General features: G+C 61.0%; 11 protein-coding genes. 2 read left to right on the plus strand and 9 right to left on the minus strand.

Annotation, left to right across the window (positions count from 1 at the left end):
• Both ACRXB1_RS18160 and ACRXB1_RS18165 read right to left on the minus strand, forming a co-directional pair.
• On the minus strand, window positions 1–629 hold a 629-nt coding region (locus ACRXB1_RS18160), incomplete at its 3' end, for an ABC transporter permease (protein WP_449492768.1).
• Between the two features lie 137 nt (window positions 630–766).
• Window positions 767–1,744 carry a LysR family transcriptional regulator gene (locus ACRXB1_RS18165; protein WP_174365418.1) on the minus strand — a complete coding sequence of 326 codons (978 nt, stop codon included), beginning with the start codon at window positions 1,742–1,744 and terminating at the stop codon, window positions 767–769.
• 180 nt (window positions 1,745–1,924) lie between these two features.
• Here ACRXB1_RS18165 and ACRXB1_RS18170 point away from each other — a divergent pair, with 180 nt between their 5' ends.
• Window positions 1,925–3,121, plus strand: a complete 1,197-nt coding sequence (locus ACRXB1_RS18170; protein ID WP_449492769.1) for an NAD(P)/FAD-dependent oxidoreductase — start codon at window positions 1,925–1,927, stop codon at window positions 3,119–3,121.
• A 50-nt stretch (window positions 3,122–3,171) separates the two neighbouring features.
• Here the strand turns inward: ACRXB1_RS18170 and ACRXB1_RS18175 are convergent, their stop codons facing one another.
• From ACRXB1_RS18175 to ACRXB1_RS18185, 3 genes are all read right to left on the minus strand, one after another.
• The gene (locus ACRXB1_RS18175) at window positions 3,172–4,737 is read right to left on the minus strand and encodes a methyl-accepting chemotaxis protein (RefSeq protein WP_449492770.1); all 1,566 of its coding nucleotides are present in this window, start codon (window positions 4,735–4,737) and stop codon (window positions 3,172–3,174) included.
• A 123-nt stretch (window positions 4,738–4,860) separates the two neighbouring features.
• The gene (locus tag ACRXB1_RS18180) at window positions 4,861–5,655 is read right to left on the minus strand and encodes a hypothetical protein (RefSeq protein WP_449492774.1); all 795 of its coding nucleotides are present in this window, start codon (window positions 5,653–5,655) and stop codon (window positions 4,861–4,863) included.
• Window positions 5,656–5,660: 5 nt separating this feature from the next.
• Window positions 5,661–7,925 carry an alpha/beta hydrolase domain-containing protein gene (locus ACRXB1_RS18185; protein ID WP_449492771.1) on the minus strand — a complete coding sequence of 755 codons (2,265 nt, stop codon included), beginning with the start codon at window positions 7,923–7,925 and terminating at the stop codon, window positions 5,661–5,663.
• Between the two features lie 295 nt (window positions 7,926–8,220).
• On the opposite strand from ACRXB1_RS18185, the gene ACRXB1_RS18190 reads away from it, so the two are divergent.
• Window positions 8,221–8,886, plus strand: a complete 666-nt coding sequence (locus ACRXB1_RS18190) for a GntR family transcriptional regulator (RefSeq protein ID WP_062002225.1) — start codon at window positions 8,221–8,223, stop codon at window positions 8,884–8,886.
• A 20-nt stretch (window positions 8,887–8,906) separates the two neighbouring features.
• Here the strand turns inward: ACRXB1_RS18190 and hutG are convergent, their stop codons facing one another.
• From hutG to ACRXB1_RS18210, 4 genes are read right to left on the minus strand one after another with little or no spacing between them, the layout of a single operon-like run.
• Window positions 8,907–9,842 carry a formimidoylglutamase gene (gene hutG, locus ACRXB1_RS18195; RefSeq protein WP_449492772.1) on the minus strand — a complete coding sequence of 312 codons (936 nt, stop codon included), beginning with the start codon at window positions 9,840–9,842 and terminating at the stop codon, window positions 8,907–8,909.
• Complete coding sequence (locus ACRXB1_RS18200) at window positions 9,839–10,606, minus strand: amino acid ABC transporter ATP-binding protein (RefSeq protein ID WP_449492773.1); 768 nt, start codon at window positions 10,604–10,606, stop codon at window positions 9,839–9,841. The genes hutG and ACRXB1_RS18200 overlap by 4 nt, the downstream gene beginning before the upstream one ends.
• Window positions 10,603–11,271, minus strand: coding sequence for an amino acid ABC transporter permease (locus tag ACRXB1_RS18205; RefSeq protein ID WP_062002228.1), 669 nt, complete (start codon window positions 11,269–11,271; stop codon window positions 10,603–10,605). Before ACRXB1_RS18205 ends, ACRXB1_RS18200 begins: the two co-directional genes overlap by 4 nt.
• A 16-nt stretch (window positions 11,272–11,287) precedes the next feature.
• Entirely contained in the window at window positions 11,288–12,043 is a 756-nt protein-coding gene (locus ACRXB1_RS18210) for a transporter substrate-binding domain-containing protein (RefSeq protein WP_062002229.1), read from the minus strand.
• Window positions 12,044–12,151 lie beyond the last annotated feature (108 nt).

Consider the following 12,151-nt stretch of genomic DNA (forward strand, 5'->3'; position numbering starts at 1 on the left):
TTGAGGCGGCGCTGCACGAGCGCGAGCCCGAAGTCCGCCACGATGGCAAGGCCGCCGACAATCAACGCCCCGGCGATCAACTGGCGCGAATCCGATTGCGAAATGCCGCGGCTGATCAGCCGGCCGAGGCCGCCCGCGCCTATGTAAGTGGCGATCGCCGCAATCCCGATGTTGATTACGACCGCCATGCGGATGCCCGCCATGATGATCGGCATCGCGATCGGCATTTCGACTTTGAAGAGGCGCTGACGCGTGGTCATGCCCATGCCGTTCGCGGCTTCGCGCAACGCCGGATCGAGGTTGCGGATCGCGGCGTAGGTGTTGCGCACGATCGGCAATTGCGAATACAGGAAAAGTGCGATCACGGCGGGCAGGAAACCAATGCCTTGCCCGATCATCGACAACACCGGGATCAGCAGGCCGAACAGCGCCACCGATGGAATCGTCATCAGGATTGCGGCGACATACAAGACCACCTTGGCGCTGCGTTCATGCGCGCTGATCGCGACGCCGAGCGGCACGCCCGTGAGGATGGCGCAGCCCACGCCGACCGCCACCAGTTCAAGATGCTCGACGAGCATGCGAAGAATCGACGGGCCGTTGTTCCAGATAAAAACGAGCGTTTCCAAACGGCCTCCGGTGTTTTCATCGACGATGAAGATGGGTCGGATTCGTGGCTACCGATGCACTGTAGCGACTCAAAAACCCGGGCAGCGCCACGTTTTCGACAACAACTGTCACCGGCGCGACGGGTAAGGGTTTTCCGTCATGGATTCGCCTGGCGGATTGCATCGTCCGGAAGACGCGGCAGCGCTTTGGAGAGCGCGGGCCGGATGTTGTGATCGAGCACCCGCCGGGTGAGCGCGATCAACTCGCGGGCGAACTCGTCCCATTCACCTTCGCGATGCAGCAAGAAGAATCCGCGCCGCCCGAGTTCGCCTGGTGGCAGCGGCAGCACGGCAACCTCCGGCAGATAATGGCGCGCCTGCCAGAGGCACAACGGCGTGGAGATGGCAAAGCCCAGCCGCGCGGCGACGAGGCTCAGCAATGGATCGGTGGCATCGAATTCATACCGGCGCGGACTTTCGATACCCAGGTGCCGTGCGAAGCGCTCCACTTGCTGGCCGATGACAGAATGCGCGGTGTACCGGATCAACGGCAACTCGCCGGCAAGCGTACGCCAGTCCAGGTCTGGCTGATCTTCCAAGTGACGACGCGCCACCACCGCCACGAAGGCCTCCGAGAACAGCGGCTTTTCCACGATGCGCGCGTCCGTCACGACCGTCTCCGTGCACACCGAGAGGTCGATTTCACGCTCATGGAGTTGGCGCGTGAGCCCTGGCGTCAGCCCGGACCACAATGCGATCTGCCGTGCGGAGCCCGACAACCCACGAATCAGTTCGGCGCCCACGGTGGCTGCAAACGAATCGACACAGCCGAGCCGGACCGGCAACTGGCCGCCATCGGCGGCATCGCCGAACGTGGCGGCGACACGCTGTGCATGCTCGAGCAGCGGCCCGGCGAGTTCGAGCAGCGTGCGGCCGGCCATGTTCGGGCGCGGCGGACGGCTGTCACGGTCGAAGAGACTCGCGCCATGCTCCCGCTCGAGCGCCGCCACGGCCTGGCTGACCGCACTCTGGCTCACGCCGAGCTGCCTTGCCGCCAATGTCATGGACCCGAGGTTGCAGACGGCGACGAACGCCTGCAGCGCGCGCAGGTCGATTGGCAACTGACTTCGTCGGATCGGCATGATGGTCTTGCCCCAGTGCAAGGATTGCAGCGTGCCGGGCGCGTTGCCGACTTCGACTGACATCAGAAACACCACCCGTTAGCATCAATTTAACTTATACAAAAATGCGCCGGGGATTTGCTTCGTAACATCGTGCGTATTCCACATCCCACACTCCACATTCCATGGTTGATCATGAAACACTATGACTTCATCGTGATCGGCGCCGGTGTTATCGGCAGCTCGGTTGCGCATCATCTCGCGGCGCTTGGAGCGAAGAGCGTGCTGGTCATCGATCGCGGACTGATCGGCGAAGGCACGACTTCCCAATCGTCCGGGCTGCTGCGCACGCACTACTCCGTGCGGCAGAACGTGGAACTCGCGCGTTCGTCGTGGTGGGCGTTCAATAATTTCGCGGAGTATGTGGGCGACGAAGAAGCGTCGTGCGGACTCGTCAAGAGCGGCTATATGATCGTCTCGCCTGAGGGAGACAAGCTCGATGCGCTGCGGTCGTCGCTCGAGGCGCAGCGCGAAATGGGTATCGAAGTGCGCATGCCGTCGCAAGAGGAAGCGCGCGAACTGATGCCGATTGCGCAATTCGATGACGCCGCGCTGATCGGCTACGAGCCGGAAGCGGGTTTCGCCGATGCATATCTGGTCGCGACCGCCTTTGCGCGCTCAGCGCGGCGGCACGGCGTGACAGTCAAGGAAGGCGTGAACGTCACCGGTTTGCTGCTTGATGAGCATGAAGGCCGCCGCGTCGTGGGCGTGAAGACCACTGCGGGCGATTTCGGTTGCGGCACGCTGATCAGCACGCAGAACATCTGGACCCCGGAACTGGAACGATGGACCGGCGTGACGCTGCCGGTCAAACCCGAGCGTCACACGGTGCTCGCGCTTGAATGCAACGAAGCGCCCTATACGTTCACAATGCCTGCCTTCAAGGATCTCGGCTCGCTCGGCATGCTGTATTACCGCAGTTATGGCGGCAAGCAGATGCTGGTGTCCGAAGGCGTGGTCGGGGAAACATTGAACTCGCCCGAAACCGAGCAGGGCGATGTCTCGCTCGATTACGTGGGCGAAGTGGGCGAGCAGGTCGCCGAACGCTTTCCGGCCTACGAGACCGCCGGACTCGCGTCATCATGGACCGGCGTGTACGACGTCACGCCTGACTGGAACCCGGTGCTCGGACCCATTGGCGATATAGAAGGACTGGTGGCCGGTTTCGGGTTTTCCGGCCACGGGTTCAAGTTGTCTCCGGGTATCGGCAAGATCCTGGCGCAATATGCGCTCGGACTTCCCACCGATGTGTCTCTCGCGCCGTACGCACTCGAACGATTTGCAAGCGGCGCGCTGCTGGTCGGGAAATATGGATCGGGCGCTGTGTCCTGAAGTGCTCCCGGTCACGCCGGGTAAAAGAGCCGGATACGCGCGCATCGCGCTCAGCTCATCCGGCTCTCATCGAGCGTGAATACGGCGACCGTCGATTTCAGATGCGCGGCCTGATCCGCCATCGCACTGGCCGCTGCAGCAGCTTGTTCAACGAGCGCCGCGTTTTGTTGCGTGACTCTGTCCATTTGCGCGACCGCGAGGTTGACCTGCTCGATACCCGTGCTCTGCTCGTTCGACGCAGCCGAGATCTCGCTCATCATGCTCGTCACGCGCTGAACGGAATGCATGACTTCAGCCATCGTCTCGCCGGCACGCTCGGCGATCTGCGCGCCGCTGTTGACACGCGCCGTCGAACTGTCGATCAGCTCCTTGATCTCCTTCGCCGACAACGCGCTGCGCTGCGCCAGTGAACGAACTTCGCCGGCCACCACGGCGAAACCCCGCCCTTCCTCGCCGGCACGCGCCGCTTCCACGGCCGCATTCAGTGCAAGAATATTCGTCTGGAATGCAATGCCCTCGATCACAGCGATGATGTCCATCATCCGCTTCGAACCCGCGGCAAGATCGCGCATGGTTTCGACTACGCCATCGACCAGTTCGCCCCCCTTCGCCGATACTTCCGATGCAGTGCGCGCAAGCCCGCTTGCCTGCTGCGCGTTTTCGGCATTTTGACGCACGGTCGACGTCAGCTCTTCCATGCTCGACGCCGTTTCCTGCAGCGACGCTGCCTGCTCTTCCGTGCGTTGTGAGAGGTCTGTATTGCCCTGCGCGATCTCACGCGAGGCAAGCAAGATCGATTCACTCGATGTCCGGATTCCGCCAACTATGTCCGCCAGCTTGCCGCTCATGTTTGCGAGGCTATGAAGCATGCTGTCGTTGTCGCCCGGGCGAATCGACACGGTGCCGGCGAGATCGCCCGCCGCAATACGGTTTGCAACTTCGACTGCGTAGCCCGGCTCGCCGCCGAGCTGCGCTGCAAGACGCCGTGCGATCACGACCGCAAGGACGCCGCCTGTCGCGATCGAACCGAAGACCAGCGCGATCATGATCCAGCGCATCGATTCGAATTCATCGGCGGAACGACGTTGCGCGTCTACAGCCAGTGCGCGTTTCTGGTCGCCGAGATTCATCATCGAGTCTCGTAGCCGTTCGCTTGCGCCGATCGCCTGGCGAACAAGCTCTGCGTGATCCATGCCCGCGGGCATGGGCCGCGCGCCGACTTCCATTTGCACGATCGATTCCCAATCGGCGGCACGCGCGGCGATTTGTTCGTAGAGCGCTTGACCGTCGTGCGCGGTGATCGTGGCGCGTGCCTGATCGAGCGCGCGGTGCATGTTCGCGAGCGACTCGCGAATTCCCGCTTTCAGCTTTTCGCGGCCGGCGTTGTCCGCGAAACTCAGGTTGGCGGCCGCAAGGTCGGTGTTCAACTTGTTGCGCGTGGCCTCGCCGAGGTAATAGATACCGTCGAGATGCTGAGCGCCGATTTCGGAGGCAATGCCATGCATCTTGGCAAGCGCCACGATCCCCGTGCCTCCCAGGCACGCGCCGAACATGATCAAAAACGCAAACGACAGCAGCAGCTTGCTTAATACAGACAGCCGGTCAAACCGATTCATTTAGGCATCCTTGCGCGAATTTCCGCCGACGGATTCGACGAACGTGCTCGCTTAACGACGCCTGGTCAGCACTTCTTAAAAACGAATCCGCGGTATATGAAATTGAGCATGGTTTTGAATCGGTCAACGCTGGAAGTAGATTGCGATGTAGCCGGGATTGCCGTTCGTCGCACCACTAGAGGGAATGCCTTGCTCGACAAGAAGCGTTTGCCTCGTTGCATTCTGGTAAATCTTCAGATGAATCACTTGTGGATTGCCGGCTTGGCTTGCATCGAGATAACCGGCGTCCGAAAGCATCAATGCAGCTTGCGAGGCCGTGAACCCTTGATCGACGATGCTCACGGTGGTGGACGGATTACCGTTGAAGACGTTGTCGGTAAAGCTCCCGTCCGCGGCAACGATCAGCGTGGACGACGGCGACGGACTGCCTTCCGCCTTTGCACCGCAATTTTCCCAGCCATCGAACGTCGCGGCGTTAGATACCAGCGCGGTCCAGGTCGCGGCGGGCGTCGTCGATACCGTCCAGGTGCCATCGAGAAGCACCGCGACGCTCTTGATGTTCACACCGGCATTGACGCCTGTCACGGTGCCGATGCTATTCGTTGGCGCCGAGACGCACGCAATCCCTGCGCCGGTCACGCCGCTTTGAAAGTGGCTGGATACGAGCGGGGAATTGCCTGCCGCAAGCAGCGGTGCCGCGACAGGACTCACGATCATCGCGTTCGCAGTCGTAGTCGCCGCAATGAACGACAACGACTGCGGCGCGACGCTGCCAAGCGTCAGGCTGTTTTGATACGCGGTCGCAACCGGTGAGACCGGGCCCGGTGCGGTCGATGGTGCATTGTCCGAGCCGCCTCCGCCGCAGGCGGTGAGCGTCACTATCGCCAATGCGAGCCATCCGGCCGCCGCGCATTTCATAGACTTCACGGCTGCGGCAACAACGTGGGTGAAACGCTCGCGGCGTTTGCGACAAAGACATTGTCGGCGTCCGCCTGCAACAAGTATCCCTTGCTCACGAGCGCATTGGCTGCTGCCGCCACGGCCGCCTGATACTTCGACCGGCTGGCGCCGTAAAGCGTTGCCAAGGTAGCGCGCGAATCCATGCCGCCCGCTTGCGCTGCAGCGTTCACGGCCAACGGAATTGCCGCGCCGTTCGAGATGCAGCCGTCGCCTATGGCATGCCCCACTCCCCGATAATTCCATCCGGTATAAGTCGCAAGCGGCACGCTGACGTCGGGCACCAGGACGCCCGTTGTCTCGTTGCCGTTGGCATCGACCTTCGGTACGAGGATGGTGTATTGCTGCGCGGTGTTGACCACCGGCACGGCGTTACTGTAGTCGGTCACGAAGAGCTGGTTATATTCACCGTTGAACGTCAGTTGCAATGCAACTGGCGCAGCTGCCGTCCCGCTCGGTACGCTCACGTTGGTGAGACTCGGGAAGCCGGTCGCGGTTTGCGTCGGCGCAACGAGGGTGCCCGATGCCACCGTCGGATACTGCGACGCAGGCGGCTCCGTGCCGTTGGCGACCCAGTTCACGAGAGCGGGAATCAGCGCCCGTTCGACCGGCGTTTCCTCGACCGGCGAGCCCGGCAACTGGCACTGGCTGCCCGCGGCTGGAATGACGAGGTTGCCCGTCGTCACGCCGTTACCACCGCCGTGCTGCGTGCCTGGGACAAGGTAATAACGAACGTTGGGAGGCAACTGGATGTCGTTGCCGCGCCCGTCGGTGACCACGAGCGAAGCGGCGCCGCCCCACCATTCGAACGCGCCATCGAGTTGCATGATCTTCGGGCAGGTATTGGTCTGCGTGCATTGCTTGAGCAGGCCATCCGTCATGCCGCTGACAGGATCCGTGAGCGTGGCGTAAGTGAACGGGAACTGGAAGCCCGGCATGAAGTGATCTTCGTGCTGCTTGGACCAGCGGCCGGGCTGCGCAAATGCAGCGTTGGTCCAGGTGCGCCGGGCAGCAGAAATGATCGGGAACATGCCGTCGAAGACAATCTTGCCATTCTTGTCGACGTTGAATCCCTGGTACAGGAAGTCCTTCATGAAGCGCCCGGACTGCGAAATGCCTTCGCCGATAGCGACATCGAAATTGGTACTTTGCGAGCACGAAGCGGTAGCGCACGGGGCCGTCTTCAGGTCGTTGAGCGGATTGGCCATGCCTTGGGCGTCGGTCGAGTTGTATCGGAGGAACGAGACAAGGTCGCGCAGCGCCGCAAAACCGATACCGTCCACCGTGGGTGCCGCCGCCTTGTAAACGAAGCTGTAGATCGTGCCGGCGTCCGGCGGAACACTCGTCCCGTTGGGTCCGGGAACGCTGGCCGGCGGTGTGAACGTCACCGAGTAGTTCCCTTCATAAACATTGTTCGGGGTGCTGGCATAGCTCCAGGTCGGCACCGAGACCGAGGGCGCCGTGTAGGTCTCCACACCGCCCGGAATACTGCCGTAAGCCGTCAGCCACGACTGGCGCGCGGTGAAGGTGACTGACGTCTTGTCGTTGAGATCGGCGGGAGCGTAAGTCAGCGGGATGGTCGTGGCGGGACCGCCGGCATAGTCCGGAATGAACTCTTCACGGCTCAGGGCGGTCATCGGCGTGCCGTCCTTGTTGGTCGCGACAGGAAAGCTCGTACCGAGCAGGCCAGCGCCCGCAAGCGAACTGTTGCCTGTCAGCGGGACGTCGCCTTGCCATCCGCTCCACAAGATCGTGTAGCCGTTGCGCAGCAGCGATGGAAAGCTGGACGTGGGCGCAGCGCCCGTATCCAGAGCTCCGCCGCCTATGAACGACGCGTCGCCAATCTTGCTGCCGCGGTTGACGACGTCGTAGAACAGCACGCGCTTTGCCGTCGACGCACTTTGCGGGCGCAGGAGCACCACATCGGTTTCATAGGCCACGTAGCCGTCGGCACCGACCGGGGCGTTCTTGATGTTGACTATGCCCGCGTTGAGCGGGTTGTTCGGATCAAGCTCGCCGTGCACGACGGCAGTGATGACCTGGTAAGGTCCCGCCGCACCGGCAGGCGTGGCGCCTCCGAACGCCGGCGCAGTGGAGATGATCTGGAAACTGTTGATGAAGCCGGCGCCCTTGTCGGTGTTGCTTGAACCATTGTCGCTGTGTCCACATCCACTGATCAACAAGACGCCCGCACTCACACCCAGTAGTACACCTACTGACTTGACTATCATGATCAGTGTCTCCGACATGGCCAGCATTATTGGAAAAGACGGTGCAACGGATTGCTCACGAGAATGCCGCGCGCACGAAAACCGGAGAATGCAGAACCCCGGGCAAGCGCGGGCCGTGATGAACCGAATGGACGACGGTAGGAAGTCCATTGAATACGATGAAAAAGCTTTGTAAGCTGTAGGTGACGTTTTAAAATATTTACGGAGCGTCTGTGTATTTATAAGCCACACCCCTGCATTCTCAACTATCGTTTACGCGTACCGTCTGCCCAACATGCAACCGTAAAGGTCGATCATGACGAACAAGCTCACTCGCGCGGACCAGCTAAGGGAATCGATTGAAGAAGACATTGCGACGGGCGCGCTGCCACCCGGAGCACCGCTCGATGAAGCTGAACTGACGGCTCGTTTCCAGGTGTCGCGGACTCCCGTGCGGGAAGCGCTGCTGCAGCTCGCGTCGGCGGGGATGGTCGAGATGCGGCCGCGGCACGGCGCGGTCGTGGCGAAGATCAGCTTGCATCGACTGATCGAGATGTTCGAGGTGATGGCAGAACTCGAAGCAATGTGCGGCCGGCTAGCGGCGCGGCGCATGAACGCAGCGCAGCTAGCCGAACTACGGTCGGCGCATCTTGCCTGCGAGCAGGCACGCGACTCGGATGACCCCGACGATTATTATCATTTGAACGAGCGCTTCCACTGCCTCATCTACCAGGGAAGTCACAACGGCTTCTTGCACGACCAGGCGAAAGCCCTTCACAAGCTGCTCAGGCCGTACAGGCGCTTGCAACTCAGAGTGAAGGGTCGCATGGGCGCTTCCTTCAGCGAACACGAGGCGGTAGTGGATGCCCTCGCAAAAGGCGACGGCGAAGCGGCCGCCGCCGCGTTGCGCGGACATATCGTGGTCCAGGGCGAACGGTTCGGAGACCTTATCGCTGCGCTTTCACAGGTCGATGCGGTTTGACTTTCGTCTTCCCGGATTGATCAAAGCAACCGGTAAGCCAGTCGCGCCGCCGCGCGCGCCGTCCGCTTGTCCTGGTCCAGCGACGGATTGTATTCGGCGATATCCGCCGCCCGCAGTTTGCCTGATGCACGGATCCGCTGCACCATAGCCTCGACCACCGACAACGGTACGCCCAACACTGCCGGCGCAGACACGCCAGGCGCCGTCGAACCCGGCAGCACGTCCAGATCGATGGTCAGATAGACGTCATCGGCCGCGCCGAGCAACTGCTCCAGTTGGCTCAGCCGTTGTGGCATTTGCGATTCCTGCATGTCGATGTCGAGTACATACTGCACATCGAGTTGCCGCGCACGCTCGAATAATGCAGCGGTGTTCGCAAGATCACTGATGCCGAAGCATACATAGTTGAACGCCAGTCCCCGTGCGGCGCAATCGCAGGCAATCTGATCGAACGGCGTCCCCGAATTGCCAGGCCGCGTCTGGCGGAGATCGAAGTGCGCGTCGAAGTTCACGATCACGAGCCGGCGCGCGCGCGTGTTGCCCAAGTGGGCTCGCAAACCGCTATAGGTGCCCCACGCCACCTCGTGGCCACCTCCCAAAACCAGCGGAGTGCCGCCGCACGCCAGCACCTTGTTCACCACGCGACCCAGTTCTGCCTGCGCGCCCTCCAGGTCGCCGTCGTCGCAAACTACATCGCCCGCATCGCATATTGTCTCGATCGCCTTCGCAGGCAAACCGGCCAGCCCTCGCCGCAATTCCTTTGGCGCGTGCGCGGCGCCAGTGCGCCCCTGGTTCCGCAGGACACCTTCATCCGAACCGAAGCCAATGATCACCGGCGTGTTTTTCGCCAGCGACTCGCCGCCGAAACGCGTGATCAGATTGAAGACTCGTCGCGTATCACCGGGTTCGTCGTCGATACGGCCAATCCATACTTTCTCGTCGAACGGAATTCTCATGCGCGTGACAACACCGCTTGTAAAAACGCACGAGTGCGGGGTTGCGACGGCGCCGAAAATATCTCCGAAGGCGGCCCCGCCTCGACGATCACCCCGCCGTCCATCACCACCACAGTGTCAGCAACTTCTTTCGCAAAGTTCATTTCGTGTGTGACGACCACCATGGTCATGCCTTCGCTGGCGAGCAGCTTCATGACCTGCAGCACCTCACCAACGAGTTCGGGATCGAGCGCGGAAGTCGGTTCGTCGAACAGCATGACGCGCGGCTGCATGGCCAGTGCGCGGGCTATCGCGACACGCTGCTTCTGACCACCCGAGAGACTAGCAGGCATGACGTGCGCCTTGTGTGCGAGACCGACCTTCTCAAGCAGCGCGAGCGCAGCCGCTTCGGCGTCAGCCTTGCTCGCGCCGCGCAGCATCCGGGTACCAACGGTAATATTATGCAGTACCGACAGATGCGGAAACAGATTGAAAGACTGGAACACCATGCCAACTTCAGTACGCAATTCGTTAAGTGAACGCTCTTTCAGCATGACGCCCTGATCGACCAGACGATGACCACAGATATCGATGGTGCCACCCTCCGCTTGTTCCAGACCGTTACAGCAGCGCAAAAACGTACTTTTTCCCGAACCGCTGGGTCCGATGACAACGACCACTTGCTGCGGCTGAATGTCGAAGTCGATACCGTTGAGCACAACGTGCGAGCCAAACGATTTGGTCAGCCCGCGAATCTGAACGATAGGTTGGGACGTGTTGTTCATTGCACCATTCCTCCTGCGCGCAGCCGATGCTCGACCCGGTGAAGCGCGTAATTCGTCGCCTGCGTCAACACGAGATAAACCAGCGCAATGGCCAGATACACTTCGAGTGAACGGTACGACACACTAATGATCTTCTGTCCTTCGTGCATCAGATCGTCAATGGTCAGCAATGACACGAGCGCCGAATTCTTGATCAAGGCGATGAATTCATTGCCCAGTGGCGGGATCATCCGCACAACCGCTTGGGGAAGAATGATTGCACGCATCGCCTGTCCCGAGGACATGCCGATTGACCGGGCTGCCTCCATTTGCCCGCGGTCGACCGACTGGATCGCCCCGCGCACGATCTCGGACACATAGGCTGCCGAATAAAGTCCGAGACCCAATACCCCGCACAAGAACGCCGGCAGCAGGATGTTGAATTGCGGCAAACCAAAAAACAGCAAGAACAGTTGCACGAGCAAGGGCGTGCCGCGGAAAAACGTCAGATAAGCGGTGCAGAAACCGTACACGATCCGGCGTTGCGGCGTGAGCCGCCCGATGCCGATGAGCAGCCCAAGCACGCAACTCAGCGCGAGCGCGGCTGCTGTCACCTCCACCGTCGTCACCGTCCCGTGCACGATGTCTGCCCAGCCGGCAATGACCGGCGAAAAATCGAGTTCCATGTCTATGACTCGCGGGTTATTGAGCAGCAGCGCCGAACCATTTCTTGACGATTGCCGCATAGGTGCCGTCCGCCTTGATCTTCCCCAGCGCGGCGTTGAATGCGGTCTTCAATTCCGGCTCGTCCTTGCGCACGGCAATACCGTATTCCTCGGTCGTCAACTGCTTGTCGAGCACCCGGAAGCCGGGGCGTGTCTTGGCCAGTTGCAATGCAGCCGGCTTGCCGGTTACTGCGCCGTCGGCCCGGCCGATGCCGACCAGATCGAACATTTCCTGGTTCTTTTCAACTTCGACACGCGTGATTTGCGGGTAGTTGTCACGCAGGAAGTTGACCGACTTCGTGCCGACTTGCACCGAGACTTTCTTGCCATTCAGGTCGGCCATCGTCTTGATCGGTGAAGTGCTCTTCACCAGCGCCACGAGTCCACCTGCATAGTACGGTTCGACGAAATCAACCACCTTGCTGCGTTCGTCAGTGATGTAGATCGCGGAGATGGCGGCATCGAAGCGATGTGCAATCAAACCCGGAATCAAACCTTTGAAGTCGATGTCAGTCCATTCGACGCGTGTTCCCATCGTCTTGGCGAGCGCATTCATTACATCGATATCGAAACCGGCGCGTGCGCCGTCCTGGCTGAATTCCATTGGCGGGAACGTGGCATCCGTGGCGACCCGCAGCACAGCCGGAACTTGCGCTGAGGCGATGCCCGGCAGCGCAGCAAAAGTGGTGGCCAGCGTGAGGCACGTGAGGGCGAGCAATCGGTGCAGCTTCATTTGGAAACTCCTTCAAGGTTTGGACCAGCGTGGCTCTAGCGGATTAGTCGGTTTGCATGTGTTCGGAAATTGCGCGGGCGGATCGCACCGTCGCGTCAATGAATTGCA

The sequence above is a fragment of the Caballeronia sp. M23-90 genome (assembly GCF_053574605.1).